This window comes from Ruegeria sp. C5 (assembly GCF_056537605.1).
Genome location: NZ_JBQFRX010000002.1, coordinates 1 through 18,451, shown reverse-complemented (window position 1 = coordinate 18,451; position 18,451 = coordinate 1). Strand labels below are relative to the sequence as shown.

The window sequence follows — 18,451 nt, the reverse complement described above, 5'->3', positions numbered from 1 at the left end:
GTCGCGCCGCTTAGCTACAGGATTCCCCGATGGCAGACCAGCGTGCCGAACTTACTTGGACGGAAGACCAGATCCCGGTCTCGAATCGGTTCGATGACCCCTATTACTCGTTGCAGAACGGGTTAGAGGAAACGCGTCATGTGTTTCTGGCAGGCAACGATCTGCCAACGCGCTTTGTACCGGGGTTTCACATCGCTGAACTAGGCTTTGGCACCGGCCTGAATCTGTTGACCGCGTGGTCGGCGTGGGAAGCAGCAGGGCAGACTACACCTTTACGGTTCACCAGCTTCGAGGCCTTTCCGATGGCGCCTGACGATATGGCGCGTGCTTTAGCCGCCTTCCCCGAGATGACACCGTGGGCCGATCGCTTTCTGAAAACATGGAATGGGCAGAAATGCGTGCTGGACACGTTGCATCTTGAGGTCAACGTCGGAGACGCGCGCCAGACCTTGCCCACATGGGCAGGTGAGGCAGATGCGTGGTTTCTGGATGGCTTCTCACCCGCAAAAAACCCCGAGCTGTGGGAGGCTGACCTGATGCAGCAGGTGGCGGAGCACACGATCCAAGGCGGTACAGCGGCAACCTATACTGCCGCGGGTTTCGTGCGTCGGGGTCTATCCGATGCAGGTTTTGATGTTACCCGCAGCCCCGGCTTTGGCCGTAAACGGCACATGACCCGGGCGGTGAAGCAATGAGCCAGAAGAACAACGTCAACGCCGGTATAGCGCTTATGGTCAGCGCGACGATCGTGTTTGCTTTTCAGGATGGGATTTCGCGCCATCTGGCCGGTACCTACAATACGTATATGGTGGTGATGATCCGGTACTGGTTCTTTGCCGCATTCGTGATTGCTCTGGCTACGAGATCTAGCAGAGGTTTGCGGGCGGCGGCGCAAACCAGCCAGTTGGGACTCCAGATATTCCGGGGTGTGTTACTGGCCGCAGAAATTTGTGTCGCCGTTTTCAGCTTTACCATTCTGGGCTTGATTGAAAGCCAGGCCGTTTTCATCAGCTATCCGCTGCTGATCGCTGCCCTCAGCGGCCCGGTTCTGGGTGAGAAAGTCGGCTGGCGTCGCTGGGCCGCCATCGGGGTCGGCTGCATCGGGGTGTTGATCATCCTGCAGCCCGGTGCCGGTGTGTTCAACCCTTGGGCTGTGATCCCGCTGATCTCGGCGTTTATGTTCGCGATTTATGGCCTGCTGACACGGTATGCGGCTCGGCGGGACAGTACTGCGACCAGTTTTTTCTGGACTGGGGTGGCTGGTGCAGTCGCAATGACTGCTGTTGGTGTCTGGTTTTGGGAACCCATGGCCAGCAGCGATTGGTTTTGGATGGGGTTGCTTTGCATCGCAGGCGCTCTGGGACACTGGCTATTGATTAAGTGCTACGAAATGGCCGAGGCCAGCGCCGTGCAACCCTTTGCCTATTTCCATCTGATGTGGAGCGCAATTCTGGGCATCACGATCTTCCACGAGACCCTGCGCCCCGAGGTTGTTCTGGGCGCAGCTTTGGTGATCGCGGCGGGCCTGTTCACCTTATGGCGCGAACGACGAAAGGGTCGAACCGGTTAGTTCCTTTGAGAATGGCACTGGTAAAGCTGGCTGCCCAAGCCGAGCGCGATAGACCGGCAGGCTTTCGGCGACACGCATGACATAGTTGCGCGTCTCCTTGAAAGGAATGGTCTCAATCCAGTCGATCACATCCACCTGGCCCCGGCGCGGGTCGCCATAGCGTTCCATCCACGAAATCGGCCGTCTTGGCCCCGCGTTATATCCAGCGGCCATCATCACGACATTGCCGTTGAAGTCCTCTGCAAGCGTTGCAAGATAATTCGCCCCCAGCTTTGCGTTATATTGCCAGTCCGAGGTTAGGCGCGCGGTTTTATGGCCACCCAGAATACCCAAATCCTGAGCCACAAGTTTGGCGGTAGCGGGCATGACCTGCATCAAACCGCGCGCGCCTGCGCCACTGATGACTACCGGATCGAACTCACTTTCGCGTCGGGCAATTGCCAGCGTCATTTCCTTCGCCATGGGAAGTCCCATATCTGCGACCGGGTGCACTGGGTAATAAGCGGCAGGCAAAACAACACCGGTTGTTGCCGCGCGCTTGGCGATCATGACGGCCAGATGCGGTTCGTTCAGTTCGATCACCAGGTCACCCAGCTGAGCGGCCTGGGTTTGATCGAGACCTTCCACCAAATGGGTCAGAAACCGTTCTGAAAGGTTTCCCTCTCCTGCGCGCTGCAACAGCAATCCAGCCTCCAACACGCTTGAGTCAGCGAATGCGGCTTGTTTCCAATGCGGCGCGCGGCGTGGGTTGGCCAATTCGCTGTCAAACGGACGGCCGATTTGTTCCGCCGCCAGCAACCCGTAGAACGAGGTCTGATAGTTCGCGCCTTCGGCATAAGCCTCGTGCGCCTTGTCAGCATCCCCCTGCGCCGCATAGGCGCGGCCCAGCCAATATCCACCGCGACCCTTCGAAATCGGCGATTGCACCGCCTCCGAGAAATTCTGGAAATGCCGCACCGCCGTGGCCGGATCATTCAGCTTGCGCAGCGCCAGAAATCCCGAGAGCCACTCCAAATCAGCATAGCCATAGCCCATTTCGGGGGTCATGTGGTGATTGGCGGCAATCGCATAGGCGCGTTCGGCATCTCCCGTGCGCATCTCAAGACGTGCCAGTCTGCGTCGCCCTTCCGCCCATTTGTCGGGTTCACCCAGCGATTTTGGTCCGGTCGAGCGTGCCAACATCAGATCAATGGCGCTGTCGTCCAGTTCTTTGCGATCCCGCCACACGAAACGATCAAATGCCAGGCCAGGGTCTTTGGCCAGTGATTCCGGCACTGCGGCGACTTTGCCGTCCACTCCGTTTTCGCGCTTTTGCAGGGCAATGCGCGCCTCGGCCAGTTTGCGCTGATCAGAGTTGACCAGGGGCAGCATCCGCCCGGCGCTGACAAGATGCCCATCCCACAACATCCGATCCAACCTGGCCTCGTGATGTGGTCTCAGAAGCTTCCCGAAGTTCTCAAGATAATCCTTTTGTAGGCCCGACCCCATCGGCATAGTTCGCCACGCGGTTACGACGTCGGCTTCTGCTTCACCATTGCGGCCTTGGCTTTTCAAGGCCACGGCATAATTCAAAGCACCTTCTGCTGTTTGCGGAGGCAACCCTTCGTAGAATTTCAGAACTCGATTCGGATCGGCCCCGGTGAATGATGGCTCGCTTTTACGGCGCAGCCAGGCCAAACCGGGCCAATCCGGGCGCCGCTCAAGAAACACCAGTACATCGCCCGAGCTGCCAAAACCTTCGCGTAGCCAATGCCAGACAATAATGTCCCGCGCCACCGATCCACGCTGGCCTGCCACGCGCAGCGCGGCATTCCAATCGCCCTTGCGCATCTCATAGAGCCCCGCGCGCAAATCCTGCGTCGCATCCGCACGAGTGGCATGCGGCTGTAGCATCAGCGCCAGAATCATCGCTATTCCAAGCGACAGAATACGTCTCATCCCTTGCATTCCCCAACAAACCAAGGATACAGCCATGCAGGATAAACCTTGCACCGCCGGGATCAACTCACAAACCCTTAATCGTGACAGACCGGTGCGCAAAAAACACCTAAGGAGCGTTCCATGTTTAAAGGCTCAATGCCAGCCCTGGTCACCCCGTTCAGCAACGGCGCGTTGGACCTGGAAACGCTCAAACACTTGGTGGAATGGCAATTACAGCAAGGTTCGACCGGTCTGGTTCCGGTTGGTACGACCGGCGAAAGCCCGACTCTCAGCCATGAAGAACATGAAACGGTTATCGCCGAAGTGGTGAAGGCTGCAGCAGGTCGCGTGCCTGTAATCGCAGGCGCGGGCTCCAACAATACTGTCGAGGCCATTCGGTTTGTTCAGTTTGCGCAAAAAATCGGTGCGGATGCGGCGCTGGTCGTAACCCCCTATTACAACAAGCCGACCCAGAAAGGGCTGCTGGCGCATTTCCAAACTCTGCATGACAGTGCCGATATCCCGATCATCATCTACAACATCCCGGGTCGTTCGGTCATCGACATGACTCCTGCAACGATGGGTGAGTTGGCGAAACTGCCGCGCATCATCGGGGTCAAGGACGCGACCGGAGATCTGGCGCGCGTCAGCCAGCAGCGTGCAAGCTGTGGTGCGGATTTCTGCCAGCTATCCGGGGAAGACGCGACTGCACTGGGCTTCAACGCTCATGGCGGAGTGGGCTGCATCTCGGTCACCGCAAACGTGGCTCCGAAGCTCTGTGCTGAATTCCAGCAGGCAACGCTGAATGGCGACTACGAAATGGCGCTGGAGTATCAGGACCGCCTGATGCCCCTGCACGAAGCGATCTTCATCGAGCCCGGTCTGGTCGGCGCAAAATACGCGCTCAGCAAACTTGGCCTGTGTAGCACCGAAGTGCGCTCGCCTCTGACCGAGCTGGAAGACAGCACCAAAGCCGCTATCGAAGCAGCAATGGCGCATGCTGGATTAATCTGAAATCAATATACGGACTCGTAAGGGCGGCCTCGAAGATCGAGCGCCGCCCTTTTTTAATTCGGGATCCAAATTTCATCTGGCTAGAAATACCTCGGGGGAGGCGCGGCTTACCGCGACGGGGGCAGAGCCCCCATCAACGCTTGCCGTAGTACAACCCAACCACATGCTCTGCTTGCGCGAAGAACAACCAGCGTGAAACAGCAACGCCGGTGACATGCGACAACACCGCCACAAGCGCAAAGACATGCTTGATCAGAACGCCGCCAAAGGGGATCAGAAGCAGCAGTAAAGGCAGCACAAAAGCCAGACCAAAAGATATCATCCGTAGTTTCTGCGCATGCTTCCGACCGACCACATGCACAAACTCACGCAGCAGATAGTTTGTACCTGTATGAGGTGGTTCGAATGCGCGGACAGCGCCTCGCTCACCAAGCCCTGTCGCGGTTGCCAGCGTGGTTCCCGATCGGGACAACGCACCGTCGCCCTTGGCCCAATAGGCAAGCTGTACAGCGCCGGCAATGGCCAGCAACCAAGGGGCAAGCGCTTCTGCTCCGGCCAACAACGCCCCGCCTGCAAGGCTGAACGACAAGAACATGGCTGGTGTCAGGTTCATGTTCCAGCGTGGGATGGTCTTAAGCTGCGTGTAGATCATCGATGTGGTGAAGACCGTGGCCAGCGAGAATGCCGCCCCGATCCAGCCCAGCACACCCCAGCGTTGGCCTAGAAAGACCGCACCAATTGCATAGAGCCCCATGACGAGCAGCGCGATGACCGCGCACCAGCCTTCGCGGCTGAGCCAGCTTGAGCGCCATTGGGTGAAGGCTTTCCAAGCGCGCTCTGGGTGGCCGAGGTGGAATGTCGACGCGAGCAAACCGCCGACGGACAAGCCATAGGCAATTGCGAAAAACACAAACGCGACCCAGCCCGAGACGTCAGGTATGCCGAGCCCCAGGAAGAACAAGAGTCCAAATCCGAGACCGGACAGGGTGGTAAAGATGATAACGGAAGGTGCCGGGTGCATCAGAGCTTCTCCAGGGTCTTGTCGAGCCAGCCGAGGAAACCCTTGGGCTCTTCGGCGACCGGGGCCAGCAGAGGGGCTAGGATGTCAATCTGCTCCTCAATTTTGTCCTTGGGTCGGGGCGGCAGGTATTTGTTGACGGGTTTGGTGCCCTGTTCAGGCATCAGGTCCATGCCGCCACGTTCGACGACCAGCTTGCTGACATCACTGCCAGGGTCGCCGAGATCGCCAAAGTGTCGGGCACCTGCCGGGCAGGTGCGCACACAAGAGGGCACACGATCCACCTCGGGTAGGTTCTCGTTGTAAATCCGATCGACGCAAAGCGTGCATTTCTTCATAACGCCTTCGGCCTGATCCAGTTCGCGTGCGCCATAGGGGCAGGACCACGCGCACAGGCCGCAGCCGATGCAGTCATTTTCGTTGACCAGAACGATTCCGTCCTCAACCCGCTTGTAGCTGGCACCGGTGGGGCAGACGGTCACGCAGGGTGCGTCTTCACAATGCAGGCAGGATTTTGGGAAGTGGATCAATTGGGCATGCCCTTCGGCGGGTTGCACCTCGTAAGAGTGCACCCGGTTCAAGAAGGTGCCTGAAGGGTCAGCACCATAAGCATCCTGATCCGACAGTGGCGCGCCGTAGTTTTCGGTGTTCCAGCCTTTGCATGAAATGACGCAGGCATGGCAGCCAACGCAGGTGTCCAGATCAATGACCAGACCCATCTTGCGTTCGGTTGATTGGGGGAGCTGGGTCATGACTGCCTTGCCTCTGCGATTGTGGTCAGGGCGGGCTGGGGCTCTGCCCCAGAACCCGAGATATTTATAGCCAGATGAAGAACGGATCGGGTCATTTGCCCACCTTCCAGGCCAAATCCTTTGGCCCTTGCCCGACCGGCGATTTGATTGGAGCGAATTCTGGCTGGCTTTCAGCATCGCTTGGAGCGGCGGCCTTTTCGATTTTTACCTTCAGATCGAACCAGGCGGCCTGACCGGTGATCGGATCAGAGTTTGCCCAGCGCAGGCCGTCACCCTTGGGGGGCAGCAGCTCGTGGATCAGGTGGTTGAGCAGGAAACCCTTGGTGGCCTCGGGGGCGTCTTTCTGCAAGGCCCAGGCCCCTTTGCGCTTTCCGATGGCATTCCAAGTCCACACGGTATTGTTGTTCAGCGCAGCCATCTCCATGACGGGTACCGTGATCTCGCCATGTGGAGAGCTGACTTTGGCCCAATCGCCGTCTTGCAGCCCGTGTTCACGCATCAGCTTGGTCGGGACGTATAGCGGGTTGCGCCCATGCAGCTGACGCAACCAGGCGTTTTGTGTGCCCCAACTATGATACATCGCCATTGGCCGCTGGGTCAGAGCGTTGACGGTGAAGCCTTCATTGCCGGTCTGATCGGTTTCGTACCAAATGGGCAGGGGGTCCATTGTATCTTGGATCTGCGCGCGCAGGTGATCTGGGGGCTGGCGTTCCCCGTAGCCTTCGGCGGCCAGTTGGAATTTACGCATCGGTTCGGAATAGAGCTGGAATAGATAGGGCTGTGGGCTGTCATAGATACCCATGCCCACAGCCCAGTCTTGATAGGCAGTGTTCCAAGGTTTGTAGTAATCCGCACCTTCGGGAATATGCGCGACATAGAAGCCACCATTCTCGATGTATTGGTTCAATTGGTCGGGGTTAACCTCGCCACGACCTTCCTTGTCGCCGTTTTCGCCCCGGAAACCGGCAAGCGGTCCAATGCCCGGCTTGCGTTCGTGGTTGACGATATAGTCGGCGTAATCCGTCCACTTGGCGCTGCCATCATCGTTGGTAAAGCCGGGCAGGCCCATGCGGTTGGCCAGATCGATCAGAACCGACTGGAAGCCGCGTACGTCGCGGTCGGGTTCAATCACCGGCCAGCGGATCGCGTCTGCCGCTGCCTCGGCCTCGCAGATCGGGCGGTCCAGTAGCGAGATACAGTCGTGTCGTTCCAGATAGGTTGTATCGGGCAGGATAAGGTCGGCATAGGCCACCATTTCCGAGGAATAAGCATCGGAATAGATGATATGCGGGATCACGTAGTCGCCGTTCTCATCCTTGTCCGTCAGCATGTCCATGACACCCTTGGTGTTCATGGTCGAATTCCAGGACATGTTTGCCATGTACATGAACAACGTATCGATCTTGTAGGGATCGCCTGCATGGGCATTCGAGATCACCATGTGCATCAGCCCGTGGCTGGACATCGGGTTTTCCCATGTAAACGCTTTGTCGATCCGCGCCGGGCTGCCGTCTTCTTTCAGCGCCAGATGCTCGGGGCCGCGAACAAACCCCAGATGCGGCCCGTCCAGCGGCGTATTCGGCGTCACCTTACAATGCGGAGTCGGATGCGCCTCAACTGGCTTGGGGTAGGGCGGCTTGAAGCGGAAGCCGCCGGGGACTTCGACCGTTCCAAGCAGGATCTGTAATACATGTAGGGCGCGGCAGGTCTGGAAACCATTGGCATGGGCTGAGACACCACGCATCGAGTGCATCGCGACGGGGCGACCAATCATCTTCGAGTGTTTCTCGCCCCGGAAATCGGTCCATTCATGGTCCAGTTCGAACGCTTCATCAAAGGCCACACGGGCCAGCTCGCCAGCAATCGCGCGAATGCGGGTCGCCGGTACGCCGCATTTATCTGCGATTGCCTCGGGGGCGTATTCATCCGCCAGATACCGTTCTGCCATGTGGTGGAAGACGGGGCGGTGAGTGACACCGTCCTTTTCGTAGGTCGCTGATAGGTCAGGGCGGACGCCGGGGGTGTCGAAAGCAGTCAGCTTGCCGGTATTGCGGTCGATGACCAATGGCTTGCCGTCATCGTCTTTCAGGAACAGACCCTTTTCCGGACCGTCGGATGCGTTGATCAGGACCGGCGCGTTGGTGTAGCGACTTAGGTAATCCAGATCGATTTTGCCTGCCTTCATCAGCACATGGATCATCGACAAGATGAACAGGCCATCGGTACCGGGGGTGATGCCGACCCAATCATCTGCCACGGCGTTATAGCCCGAGCGGATCGGATTTACCCCAATCACCCGGGCACCGCGCGCCTTGATCTTGCCGATGCCCATTTTAATCGGGTTGCTGTCGTGGTCTTCTGCAACGCCGAACAGCATGAACAGCTTGGTGTGATCCCAGTCGGGCTGACCGAATTCCCAGAATGCACCGCCCATCGTGTAGATGCCACCGGCTGCCATGTTGACCGAACAGAACCCGCCATGGGCTGCATAGTTACAGGTGCCGAAATTCTGTGCCCAGAAACTGGTGAAGCTCTGGCTCTGATCACGGCCGGTGAAAAAGGCCAGTTTCTCGGGGTTGTCTTCGCGGATCGGTTTTAGCCAACCGACAGCGATCTCGAGCGCCTCGTCCCAACTGATCTCTTCGAACTCGCCAGACCCACGCGGGCCGACGCGTTTGAGCGGTGCGCGTAGGCGCGACGGGGCGTTCACCTGCATAATCCCCGCGCTGCCTTTGGCGCAGAGAACGCCCTTGTTTACCGGATGATCCCGATTGCCTTCGATATAGGCGACCTTCCCATCCTTCATGTGCACGTTGATACCGCAGCGGCAGGCACACATGTAGCATGTAGTCCGGCGGATCTCGTCTGACACGGGTGGGGATAGGTTGAGGTTCGGTTGTTGATTCACGCTGTCTCTCCCTGTGGCGGATCGCCTTGGTACCTGTACGTGTTGAACACACTGGAGCGTAAGCACACCGGGCTCAACCATATAGAGGAAGAGAGTGCAGGCACCCCCTTCCTCTGCTTTTCTTTAAGCGGACCGGTTGAACACGGTCCGACTTATGTTTTTGACAGCAATCAAACCTGCTGCAGACGCATGTCGCTTGCGTCGATACCTGCAACCTCAACCGGCTTCTTCATCGCGTCGCGACGGAAGGGTTCACCCAGTTCCTGGTTGATCATTGCTTCGATCAGGGTGGTGATGCCGTTCTTCTGGTCCTCGATCGCCTGGCTCAACGCCGCTGTCAGTTCATCCTGAGTGCGCGCGATGACGCCTTTCAGGCCACAGGCGTTGGCGATGCCGGCATAGGACACTTTGGTGTCCAACTCGGTGCCGACGAAGTTATCATCGAACCACAGGGTCGAGTTGCGCTTTTCCGCACCCCACTGGTAGTTGCGGAACACAACCTGAGTGATGGCGGGCCATTCTTCGCGGCCGATGGCGGTCAGTTCAGTGACTGCAATGCCAAAGGCACCGTCGCCAGAGAAGCCGACAACTGGTACATCCGGGCAGCCGATCTTCGCGCCAATGACCGAAGGCAGACCATAGCCACAGGGGCCGAACAGGCCGGGGGCCAGATACTTGCGGCCTTCTTCAAACGAAGGATAGGCGTTGCCGATGGCGCAGTTGTTGCCGATGTCGGACGAGATGATCGCCTCTTTCGGCAGCGCGGACTGGATCGCGCGCCATGCTTTGCGCGGGCTCAGCCAGTCCGGCTTGGCCGCGCGCGCGCGTTCGTTCCACGTGGTGCCCGGATCGTCCTGCTCGTGGTCCATCGAGGTCAACTCTTGCGCCCAACGCGATTTGGTTTCGGCGATCTTAGCCTTGCGCGCGTCGCGGCCTTCGTCACCGGCTGTGTCGGACAGTTGGTTCAGGATGCTGGTGGCAACGCTCGCCGCATCGCCCACGATACCAACCGAAACCTTCTTGGTCAGGCCGATGCGGTCGGGGTTGATGTCGACCTGAATGATCTTTGCATCTGCAGGCCAGTACTCCATGCCGTAGCCTGGAAGGGTCGAGAACGGGTTCAGGCGTGTACCGAGGCACAGAACAACGTCTGCTTCCTTGATCAGCTGCATACCGGCTTTTGAGCCGTTATAGCCCAGCGGGCCAGCGAACAGTGGGTGCGAGCCGGGGAAAGCGTCATTGTGCTGGTAGCCAACGCAAACCGGAGCGTCCAGACGCTCGGCCAGTGCTTTCGACGCTTCGATGCCGCCTTTCGACAGAACGGTGCCTGCACCGTTCAGGATAACGGGGTTCTTTGCGTTCGACAGCAGAGCGGCAGCTTCGGATACGGCCGATGCACCACCCGAAGGCAGTTCAAACTCAACAACAGCAGGCAGCTCGATGTCGATCACCTGAGTGAAGAAGTCGCGCGGAACGTTGATCTGCGCAGGTGCCGAAGCGCGCTTGGCGTTCATGATTACGCGGCTCAGAACCTCGGCCATACGGCTGGGGTCACGCACCTCTTCCTGGTAGCAAACGCAGTCTGCGAACATGCGCATCTGCTCCATTTCCTGGAATCCACCTTGACCCATGGTCTTGTTTGCGGCCTGCGGAGTGACCAGCAGCAGCGGAGTGTGGTTCCAATAGGCAGTTTTGACGGCGGTCACAAAATTGGTGATGCCGGGGCCGTTCTGGGCGATCATCATCGACATCTTGCCGGTTGCGCGGGTGTAGCCGTCAGCCATCATGCCGCCGGACCCTTCGTGGGCACAATCCCAGAAAGTGATGCCTGCTTTGCCAAAGATGTCGGAGATCGGCATCATGGCCGAGCCGATGATACCGAACGCATGTTCGATGCCATGCATCTGCAGGGTTTTTACAAAGGCTTCTTCAGTGGTCATCTTCATCTGCGTAATCTCCGATCATAGAAGGATGGAACGGGGGTTTTGCACCCAGTTTTCTGATCGGTTTTGGCGTACGGGTGTCTGTGGCGTTAGGGCCAGAACCGGTAGCGGTTTAAGTCCAGAGTGCTTAAGAACGCCGGATCGCTTCAGCAATCTGTTGGATTCCCGGTTCGATACGATCCGACGAGATTGAAGAGTAGCCCAGCCGATAAAAGTTCTTTGGCCTGTTCTGGCTTGAAAAAAATGCCTCACCCGGTTCGATATGGACGCTTTGGCGCTGCAGGTCTCGGGCCAGTTTGCTGGTGTCTACATGCAGCGGCGCTTGCATCCAGATCGATGATCCGCCCAGCATCCCGCGCCCAGCAACAGTCAGACCATATTGTCCAATCGCCTCCTCAATCGCTTCGCGACGGCGTTGCAGCGTTTTAGACATGCGCCGGATCTGAGCATCATAGTGGCCGAGCGATAGGAAGTAGGCTGCGGTTCGCTGCATGTGGCCAGGAGGGTGACGCAAGACCAGAGATCGCAGGGCGCGCGCTTCACGGATAAAGGGTTCGGACCCGACCATGTAGCCCAATCGAAGCCCCGGAAACAGCGACTTGGAAAAGCTGCCCACGTAGATCACCCGCCCATCGCGATCCATTGACCTGAGCGCCGGTGACGGGGCTCCGAGAAATGACATTTCAAATTCATAGTCATCCTCGACGATCATGGCATCCAATTCGCGGGCACGACGCAGCAGTGCATGTCGGCGGTCCACCGGCATGGTCGCGGTTGTCGGGCTCTGGTGGCTGGGGGTGGTGAATATGACGTCGGTATCGTCAGGGATTGTTTCCGGGGGCAACCCGTCCCGGTCGACCTTCAGATAAGACAGCTTGCATTCCGAGTGAATCAGAAGATCGCGCAGGGCGTAATAGCAGGGGTCCTCGATCGCTGCCCTACGGTTCCGGTTCAGCAATATGCGAGACGCCAGCCAAAGGGCGTTCTGAGCGCCCAGGGTGATCAAGATTTCTTCGGGCCGGGCTACAATTCCACGGCGGGGAAGAGTATGCCGGGCGATGAATTCAAGCAGCAGCGGGTCATCTTGATCGACATAGTCCCCGGTCAGAGAATCAAAGTCCTTATGTCCCAACGCCCGAACTGCGCAGAGACGCCAGTTTGCATGATCGAACAGCTTTCTGTCGACTTGGCCATAAATGAAGGGATAGCGGTAGTCACGCCAGTTGCTGGGTTTTGTCAGCACATCACCGCCCGAGAAACGGCGGGCAAACGCCTGATCCCAGTCAACCACTTCGGTGTCGCGCCGCACTGGCGTGTAGGTCGGCGGCACTGGCGCATTTTCTGAAACATAGTATCCCGACCGGCCTTTGGCGGTCAGGTAATCATTGGCCAGCAGTTCAGTATAGGCAAGCGTGACCGTAATCCGGCTGACACCCAAATGGGCAGCAAGTTTACGGGACGAGGGCAGCTTTTCCCCGACGTGGAAGCGTCCTGACAGAATGCCTTCGGCAATCAGCTGTTGCAGCTGCGCCTGTAAGGTGCCTTGCCCATTGCGTTCCAAAAAGAATGTGTCGACCGAAATACCCATTGCATCGTTATAGGTTGGACCTAAGGCGGTGGCAATCTGGACTTATGGCCCTGCGAACCATGTTGGGAGTTTTACGCACACGTGTGGTTGACGCAGGATACGAATTAAACTAAATAACCAGAAATCTAGTTTAATGGAGATAAAGGATGTGGGAAGAAGCTGCCGCAGGTTTCTCTGCCATGGGCTCGGAAGCCCGATTGAAGGTTCTTAAGACCTTGGTTCGTGCTGGGGAAGCAGGCCTGACCGTTGGAGAAATTCAAACGAGGACAGGAATCGCGCCCTCGACTCTGGCGCATCATCTGCGGTTTCTGGCTGCTGGCGGAGTAGTTGAGCAAGAGAAGATCGGGCGTAGCACGATCAACCGCGCGTGCTTTGACGAATTGAGAAACCTGGCGCAGTTCATCCTAAGTGAATGCTGCGCAGACGAAATCGGAAAGGCCGCAAACGATGGCTGAACTGACCCAAAACCCCAAGCCACTTGCCAGAAACCTGATCGACCTGATCAAAACGCCCTGGGCTCTGATCATGGTCATACTGGCGCTGGTGGCCGTTCTTGATCCGGGCAACTGGACCGAGGTTGTGAGTTTTGCAGCCAAAGCGCTTGCGCATACGGGCCAGTACATCCTGTTTGCTGTTCTGCTGCTATCATACCTGAAGGCAACCGGGGCCGAAGTGATGGTCGCCCGTGCATTTGAGGGTCGCGAGACACGGATGATCTTTCTGGCTGCGTTGTTTGGCGGGCTGGCCCCATTTTGTTCCTGCGAAGTGATCCCGTTCATCGCGGGATTGCTGGCTCTGGGTGCGCCATTGTCGGCCGTGATGGCATTCTGGCTCAGTTCACCGTTGATCGACCCCCCGACGTTGCTGATTACTGCGGGTGCGCTGGGTTGGCCGTTTGCAATTGGTAAAGCGGTTGCCGCTGTCGCGTTGGGTTTGTTCGGCGGGTTTGCGGTGCGCACCCTGATGCGGGGAGGTGCTTTTGCGCAGCCGTTGCGTGAATACAAACCCGCTGGTTGCTGCGGTTGCGGACCAAAGCAAGATGACAAACCCGTCTGGAAGTTCTGGCAAGACCCTGACCGTCGGACGCGCTTTCGGGCCGAATTCGTTCATAACGGTCTGTTCTTGCTCAAATGGCTAGCGTTCGCCTACGTGCTCGAGGCGTTGCTGGTCAGCTATGTTCCGGCAGACCTGATCGCCCGGGTTGTTGGTGGTGAGGGTGTTGTACCAATCGTCATCGCAGCCTTGGTCGGAATGCCTGCCTATCTGAACTCTTACGTCGCACCACCGCTTCTTGCGGGTCTGATGGAACAGGGTATGAGTGCGGGTGCTGCGATGTCGTTCATGGTGGCCGGCGCCGTCAGTTCGATACCTGCGATGGCGGCCGTGTGGTCACTGGTGAAACCGCGCGTCTTTGCCACCTATCTGGGGTTGGGCATCAGCGGTGCCATCGTAGCAGGCATCCTGTTTCAGGTGATCTGAACAAAAAAACCGCCCGGTTGAGCCATCGGGCGGTTTTGCTTTTCTAGCTCGCTTCGCAATATCGTGGCAGTTTGAACCGATACCTTGGCTCTCCACTTTCAATGAAAACCCGTTTCTCGATACAGGCTTGGTTTCCAACTGTCTGAGCAATCGGCCCTTCGGTCGACGTGATTGATGCTGCTGAGCCATCCGGCAAGCGCACCGAAGCAATGACCCCGTTCTTGAGATCGCCATTGATCGGTGTCGCCGACAAAACCGCGACGGTGAGAAACGCCTCGTGCTCGTGCTTGCCGTCGTCATTCAGCAACAGCAAGCCAGCGACTATCGCGATCATCACTACGGCACCTGTAATGGCCAACCACCAGGATTTCAGGAACACATAGATTGAAACGGCACGATGCGCGTCGAAGAATAAGGATAGAACCTTTAGCATCAAATCACCCAAAAAATCGGGTCCCGGCTATTCGAGGCCGGGACCATGCGCATCTCAGGGGCGCAGATCGTCTTCGTCTTCTTCATCACCACCACCCTTGGGCAGGTTGAAGAAGCTATCCGCATCGACGATGGGCTCTTCGTCTTCCTTCTCGTTGGTGTCCTCGGACAACGAGAATGTCTCGAGACCTTCGATCGCGGTCGGGATCTTGGGCGCTGAATCCATCTCGAGCGACTGTTCGGTCGAGACCAGTTTGCGACGCTCATCATCGCTCATCACGCCACCTTCGGCTGCTTTCTTGGCCGCGGCCTTTTGCACGATGGCATCCAGTTCGGATTGTTTGCACAGACCCAGGGCAACCGGATCGATCGGCTGCATGTTCGAGATGTTCCAGTGCGTCCGCTCGCGGATCGACTGGATGGTCGGCTTGGTGGTGCCGACCAGCTTGGCAATCTGGCCGTCGCTGAGTTCCGGGTGGAACTTGACCAGCCACAGGATCGAGTTCGGACGGTCCTGACGCTTGGACAGCGGGGTGTAGCGCGGACCACGGCGTTTCTCTTCGCCTGATGCCGCCGGATTGAATTTCAGCTTCAGCTTGTGCAGCGGGTTGTTTTGCGCGGTGTCAATTTCTTCCTGAGCCAGCTGGTTGTTGGCAATCGGGTCAAACCCTTTGACACCTGCAGCCACATCACCATCCGCAATACCCTGCACTTCCAGCTCGTGCATGCCTACGAAATCCGCGATCTGCTTGAAGCTGATCGTGGTGTTGTCCACCAGCCATACGGCGGTTGCCTTGGCCATAAGCGGTTTTGCCATCAGCCCGTCTCCTATAAATACATCTGTCCCGTCGCCGGAATTCGGCGGCCCCGAAGCTATGGGGCAGGTTTCCGTTGTCGGGGAACTTGGGGCCTATATAGTCGCGACAGCTAAAGAAGGGAAGAGGCGAATGCGCTGGGCGATTTTGTGGGTGCTGAGTGCCATGGCTGCGATGGCCGAGGGCGAAAAGGCGGGCGATTTTGACTACTACGTCCTGTCGCTCAGCTGGTCGCCCAATTGGTGCGCCCGCGAAGGCGATGCGCGCGGCTCGGATCAGTGCGACACGCGACACGATCATGGGTGGATATTGCATGGGCTCTGGCCGCAATTCCATCAGGGCTGGCCTTCGTATTGTCGCACGTCCGAAGCGCCACCCACACGCCGCATGACGCGGGAAATGGAGGATATTCAGGGCTCATCCGGGTTGGCCTGGCATCAATGGAAAAAGCACGGCACCTGTTCGGGCCTCAGTGCACCCGACTATTTCGCCCTGTCGCGGCAGGCTTATGCAGGAGTTGCGCGCCCCGAGGTGTTCCGCAAGCTGGACGCGACGGTCAAACTGCCCGCTTCGGTGGTGGAAGAGGCCTTTCTCAAAGCCAATCCCACGCTCGAGCCTGACATGATCACCATCACCTGTAAGCAAGGCTATATCGAAGAAGTCCGCCTGTGCTTGTCCCGCGATCTTGACCCGGTGCCCTGTGGCCGCGACGTGATCCGTGATTGCACCGCTAAAGACGCGGTGTTTGATCCGATTCGTTAGAGCTTTTTGTTCTGGCAGTCGCGCGCATAATCCAGCGCTTTGGCGGTGCCTTTCAGATCAATCGCCATGACGGTCTGGCCTTCCGGATTATAGACGGTCATGGTCTTGTTCTGCGCAATCGAGGTGACGAAACTCCGGTCCGTAAAGAACACCGTCGCGCCGGGCACGCGATCCTGCTTGAACCCGATGGCGGTGGCATCAAAGCTCTTGCCGTCCAGCTCAAACCGGATTGGATATTGTTCCCCCGGTTTAATGTCGCCCCAAGCCTTGTTGTAAACGGTGAAATACCCGCGATTATCCAACGCGTCATAGCCTAGCCGCACCACCGAGAGGTCCTGATACACGGTTTGTATCAGGCACCCATTGCCAAGATTGGGGTCCATCATGATGTTCCAGCCTTCGACAAAACCTTTGTCGATGAGTTCTTGGGACAGTGCGGCGGTGGCAGTGAAGGTGGCTAGGGTGAGGGCGAGAAGGCGGCTCATAGTATGGTTTCCCAACATCATGTGGCGATTTTGATGCCTACTAACGTAGTAGGGTCAATCAATATGATAAACGTGTAATGACGCCCCATCGTTGAAAACAAAGTAGCTTTCAAACTACTGGCAGTCGTCTGAGTTTAAAACGTCGAAGTTGTTGCGAAGTACTGCAGCAATATCTTCAGCGTAACACGCCAACGATTTGTAGTTTGTGCTCGCAAGAGCGTACGCAACAATCCTCAATTCGGTGCCACTAGACCTCTTGGCCGATGCTTCGAATCTTACAGTATCTGGACGGTTCTTTCCGATATTCGCAAATAATGGGTCCAGGGGACCACAATTTGGAAGAATTTCAACGTCCGCCCAGTTTTCTAACAGAATGACAAGTATGTCTGTATCATCGATTCCACTTGGACGAGCAAAGGGGTCAACGACCGGGTTTTCTGCGGCAATTCTATTGTAAAACGCATCAAGTGTCTGATCGTCCATGTTTGAGATCACAGCTAGTCTAAGATGTTCTGGACTCGCCGCGCTTGCGAGACAGCAAAACACTACAGCACCTAGTGCCATGATCTGCGAACGCACGGCTGGTTTGAGTTTCTGCATCTTAGTTGTTACATATTTCATCTTTGAAGCGAAAAAGACTATAATTCCTTCCTCGCCCTAAGCGCTGCCGTGATCGTCCCGTCATCCAGATAGTCCAACTCGCCCCCAATCGGCACACCTTGTGCTAGCGAGGTCAGGCGCACCTGCCCCTCCAACTGATCCGCGATGTAATGCGCGGTGGTCTGACCATCGACGGTGGCGTTCAGGGCGAGGATGATCTCGGTGATACCCTCGGCCACAACCCGGTCCTTCAACCGGGGGATGCGCAATTCATCCGGGCCGACTCCGTCCAAAGCCGACAACGTGCCGCCCAAAACGTGATAGCGGCCCTTGAAGACCCCGGCGCGCTCCATCGCCCAAAGGTCGGCGACGTCTTCGACTACGCACAGTTCTCCGGTTGTGCGGGCCTCATCATTGCAGATGTCGCAGATATCGGTGGTGCCCACATTGCCGCAGTTCAGACATTCACGGGCGGTGACCGCCACCTGCTGCATCGCGCCTGAAAGCGGCGTCAGCAGCAGGGCGCGTTTGCGGATCAGGTGCAGGACTGCGCGGCGGGCCGAGCGAGGGCCGAGGCCGGGCAGCTTGGCCATAAGGTCAATCAGATTGTCGATGTCGCTATTCGAACTCACCGTGAGACCCTCGCAATTGGGCCAGGGAAACACGCCCCGGCCATAGATCCGTCAGGAGGGTGTATCAGAACGGCAGCTTGATGTCTGCGGGCAGGCCCATGCTTTCGGTCAGCTTGGCCATTTCTGCCTGTGAACGTTCCTGCGCCTTGGTTTGGGCGTCCTTGATCGCGGCGAGGATGAGGTCTTCGACTACTTCCTTATCGTCACCGTTAAAGATCGACGGGTCGATATCCAGACCTTTCAACTCGCCCTTGGCGGTCGCGGTGGCCTTGACCAGCCCGGCACCGGATTCGCCGACAACCATGATGGTGTTCAGCTCTTCCTGCATGTCAGTCATCTTGGTCTGCAGATCCTGCGCGGATTTCATCATCTTGGCCATGTCACCCAGGCCGCCTAAACCTTTTAGCATCGGTAATCTCCTGTCACTCGATTTGTGGCCTAGATACGAAGCGTAACCGTGCGGCACAAGAGGTCAGCCGTTTCATCCCAGGGACCTGCGGACAGCGTGCTGATACAAGACGGCGGCATGTGGT

18 protein-coding genes are annotated in these 18,451 nt (G+C 57.6%); 6 read left to right on the top strand and 12 right to left on the bottom strand.

The annotated features are described in order from the left end of the window. Positions 1–29: 29 nt before the first annotated feature. Both mnmC2 and ACR0AW_RS08010 read left to right on the top strand, forming a co-directional pair. Positions 30–695 (top strand): tRNA (5-methylaminomethyl-2-thiouridine)(34)-methyltransferase MnmC2, encoded by a 666-nt coding sequence (gene mnmC2, locus ACR0AW_RS08015; RefSeq protein ID WP_170406602.1) that lies wholly within the window; start codon positions 30–32, stop codon positions 693–695. Then, positions 692–1,570: a DMT family transporter gene (locus ACR0AW_RS08010; RefSeq protein WP_170732504.1), complete on the top strand. Its 879-nt coding sequence runs from the start codon at positions 692–694 to the stop codon at positions 1,568–1,570. Before mnmC2 ends, ACR0AW_RS08010 begins: the two co-directional genes overlap by 4 nt. On the opposite strand, the gene ACR0AW_RS08005 is transcribed toward ACR0AW_RS08010, so the two are convergent. Continuing rightward, positions 1,535–3,508, bottom strand: a complete 1,974-nt coding sequence (locus ACR0AW_RS08005) for a lytic transglycosylase domain-containing protein (protein WP_170508849.1) — start codon at positions 3,506–3,508, stop codon at positions 1,535–1,537. The genes ACR0AW_RS08010 and ACR0AW_RS08005 overlap by 36 nt on opposite strands. Before the next feature lie 123 nt (positions 3,509–3,631). Here ACR0AW_RS08005 and dapA point away from each other — a divergent pair, with 123 nt between their 5' ends. Further along, positions 3,632–4,504, top strand: a complete 873-nt coding sequence (dapA, locus tag ACR0AW_RS08000) for a 4-hydroxy-tetrahydrodipicolinate synthase (protein WP_170732502.1) — start codon at positions 3,632–3,634, stop codon at positions 4,502–4,504. Positions 4,505–4,637: 133 nt separating this feature from the next. Here dapA and ACR0AW_RS07995 read toward each other — a convergent pair whose 3' ends face one another. From ACR0AW_RS07995 to pdxR, 5 genes are all read right to left on the bottom strand, one after another. Beyond that, positions 4,638–5,525, bottom strand: a complete 888-nt coding sequence (locus ACR0AW_RS07995) for a dimethyl sulfoxide reductase anchor subunit family protein (RefSeq protein WP_170425791.1) — start codon at positions 5,523–5,525, stop codon at positions 4,638–4,640. Continuing rightward, positions 5,525–6,274: a 4Fe-4S dicluster domain-containing protein gene (locus ACR0AW_RS07990; protein WP_170398728.1), complete on the bottom strand. Its 750-nt coding sequence runs from the start codon at positions 6,272–6,274 to the stop codon at positions 5,525–5,527. The genes ACR0AW_RS07995 and ACR0AW_RS07990 overlap by 1 nt, the downstream gene beginning before the upstream one ends. Positions 6,275–6,365: 91 nt before the next feature. Continuing rightward, on the bottom strand, positions 6,366–9,182 hold the full coding sequence (locus ACR0AW_RS07985; RefSeq protein ID WP_170732500.1) for a molybdopterin oxidoreductase family protein: 2,817 nt from the start codon (positions 9,180–9,182) through the stop codon (positions 6,366–6,368). A 170-nt stretch (positions 9,183–9,352) separates the two neighbouring features. Continuing rightward, positions 9,353–11,128 carry a sulfoacetaldehyde acetyltransferase gene (gene xsc, locus ACR0AW_RS07980; RefSeq protein WP_170425785.1) on the bottom strand — a complete coding sequence of 592 codons (1,776 nt, stop codon included), beginning with the start codon at positions 11,126–11,128 and terminating at the stop codon, positions 9,353–9,355. 124 nt (positions 11,129–11,252) lie between these two features. After that, positions 11,253–12,713, bottom strand: a complete 1,461-nt coding sequence (pdxR, locus tag ACR0AW_RS07975) for a MocR-like pyridoxine biosynthesis transcription factor PdxR (protein ID WP_170398719.1) — start codon at positions 12,711–12,713, stop codon at positions 11,253–11,255. A gap of 146 nt (positions 12,714–12,859) precedes the next feature. Between pdxR and ACR0AW_RS07970 the strand changes: the two genes are divergently transcribed. Both ACR0AW_RS07970 and ACR0AW_RS07965 read left to right on the top strand, forming a co-directional pair. Then, positions 12,860–13,168, top strand: a complete 309-nt coding sequence (locus tag ACR0AW_RS07970; RefSeq protein WP_170398716.1) for an ArsR/SmtB family transcription factor — start codon at positions 12,860–12,862, stop codon at positions 13,166–13,168. Then, positions 13,161–14,192 carry a permease gene (locus ACR0AW_RS07965; protein WP_170732499.1) on the top strand — a complete coding sequence of 344 codons (1,032 nt, stop codon included), beginning with the start codon at positions 13,161–13,163 and terminating at the stop codon, positions 14,190–14,192. Before ACR0AW_RS07970 ends, ACR0AW_RS07965 begins: the two co-directional genes overlap by 8 nt. A 43-nt stretch (positions 14,193–14,235) precedes the next feature. Here ACR0AW_RS07965 and ACR0AW_RS07960 read toward each other — a convergent pair whose 3' ends face one another. Both ACR0AW_RS07960 and ACR0AW_RS07955 read right to left on the bottom strand, forming a co-directional pair. Then, positions 14,236–14,625, bottom strand: a complete 390-nt coding sequence (locus tag ACR0AW_RS07960) for a hypothetical protein (protein WP_170514749.1) — start codon at positions 14,623–14,625, stop codon at positions 14,236–14,238. A 54-nt stretch (positions 14,626–14,679) separates the two neighbouring features. Continuing rightward, entirely contained in the window at positions 14,680–15,441 is a 762-nt protein-coding gene (locus tag ACR0AW_RS07955) for a DUF1013 domain-containing protein (RefSeq protein ID WP_170732498.1), read from the bottom strand. A 130-nt stretch (positions 15,442–15,571) separates the two neighbouring features. On the opposite strand from ACR0AW_RS07955, the gene ACR0AW_RS07950 reads away from it, so the two are divergent. Continuing rightward, positions 15,572–16,201, top strand: a complete 630-nt coding sequence (locus tag ACR0AW_RS07950; RefSeq protein ID WP_170732497.1) for a ribonuclease T2 — start codon at positions 15,572–15,574, stop codon at positions 16,199–16,201. Here the strand turns inward: ACR0AW_RS07950 and ACR0AW_RS07945 are convergent. The 4 genes from ACR0AW_RS07945 to ACR0AW_RS07930 all read right to left on the bottom strand — a co-directional run bounded on the left by ACR0AW_RS07945 (position 16,198) and on the right by ACR0AW_RS07930 (position 18,327). Further along, on the bottom strand, positions 16,198–16,686 hold the full coding sequence (locus ACR0AW_RS07945) for a hypothetical protein (protein ID WP_170732496.1): 489 nt from the start codon (positions 16,684–16,686) through the stop codon (positions 16,198–16,200). The two genes, ACR0AW_RS07950 and ACR0AW_RS07945, sit on opposite strands and share 4 nt — an antisense overlap. 114 nt (positions 16,687–16,800) lie before the next feature. After that, complete coding sequence (locus ACR0AW_RS07940) at positions 16,801–17,169, bottom strand: hypothetical protein (RefSeq protein WP_170732495.1); 369 nt, start codon at positions 17,167–17,169, stop codon at positions 16,801–16,803. Between the two features lie 155 nt (positions 17,170–17,324). Further along, on the bottom strand, positions 17,325–17,918 hold the full coding sequence (recR, locus tag ACR0AW_RS07935) for a recombination mediator RecR (RefSeq protein ID WP_480438876.1): 594 nt from the start codon (positions 17,916–17,918) through the stop codon (positions 17,325–17,327). Positions 17,919–17,982: 64 nt separating this feature from the next. Beyond that, complete coding sequence (locus ACR0AW_RS07930; protein ID WP_170398693.1) at positions 17,983–18,327, bottom strand: YbaB/EbfC family nucleoid-associated protein; 345 nt, start codon at positions 18,325–18,327, stop codon at positions 17,983–17,985. Positions 18,328–18,451: the final 124 nt, after the last annotated feature.

Bases quoted from the DNA above. Each gene is read 5' to 3' on its own strand.
- mnmC2 (WP_170406602.1), top strand. From the start codon at position 30: ATGGCAGACCAGCGTGCCGAACTTACTTGGACGGAAGACCAGATCCCG.
- ACR0AW_RS08010 (WP_170732504.1), top strand. From the start codon at position 692: ATGAGCCAGAAGAACAACGTCAACGCCGGTATAGCGCTTATGGTCAGC.
- ACR0AW_RS08005 (WP_170508849.1), bottom strand. From the start codon at position 3,508: ATGAGACGTATTCTGTCGCTTGGAATAGCGATGATTCTGGCGCTGATG.
- dapA (WP_170732502.1), top strand. From the start codon at position 3,632: ATGTTTAAAGGCTCAATGCCAGCCCTGGTCACCCCGTTCAGCAACGGC.
- ACR0AW_RS07995 (WP_170425791.1), bottom strand. From the start codon at position 5,525: ATGCACCCGGCACCTTCCGTTATCATCTTTACCACCCTGTCCGGTCTC.
- ACR0AW_RS07990 (WP_170398728.1), bottom strand. From the start codon at position 6,274: ATGACCCAGCTCCCCCAATCAACCGAACGCAAGATGGGTCTGGTCATT.
- xsc (WP_170425785.1), bottom strand. From the start codon at position 11,128: ATGAAGATGACCACTGAAGAAGCCTTTGTAAAAACCCTGCAGATGCAT.
- pdxR (WP_170398719.1), bottom strand. From the start codon at position 12,713: ATGGGTATTTCGGTCGACACATTCTTTTTGGAACGCAATGGGCAAGGC.
- ACR0AW_RS07970 (WP_170398716.1), top strand. From the start codon at position 12,860: ATGTGGGAAGAAGCTGCCGCAGGTTTCTCTGCCATGGGCTCGGAAGCC.
- ACR0AW_RS07965 (WP_170732499.1), top strand. From the start codon at position 13,161: ATGGCTGAACTGACCCAAAACCCCAAGCCACTTGCCAGAAACCTGATC.
- ACR0AW_RS07960 (WP_170514749.1), bottom strand. From the start codon at position 14,625: ATGCTAAAGGTTCTATCCTTATTCTTCGACGCGCATCGTGCCGTTTCA.
- ACR0AW_RS07955 (WP_170732498.1), bottom strand. From the start codon at position 15,441: ATGGCAAAACCGCTTATGGCCAAGGCAACCGCCGTATGGCTGGTGGAC.
- ACR0AW_RS07950 (WP_170732497.1), top strand. From the start codon at position 15,572: ATGCGCTGGGCGATTTTGTGGGTGCTGAGTGCCATGGCTGCGATGGCC.
- ACR0AW_RS07945 (WP_170732496.1), bottom strand. From the start codon at position 16,686: ATGAGCCGCCTTCTCGCCCTCACCCTAGCCACCTTCACTGCCACCGCC.
- ACR0AW_RS07940 (WP_170732495.1), bottom strand. From the start codon at position 17,169: ATGGACGATCAGACACTTGATGCGTTTTACAATAGAATTGCCGCAGAA.
- ACR0AW_RS07930 (WP_170398693.1), bottom strand. From the start codon at position 18,327: ATGCTAAAAGGTTTAGGCGGCCTGGGTGACATGGCCAAGATGATGAAA.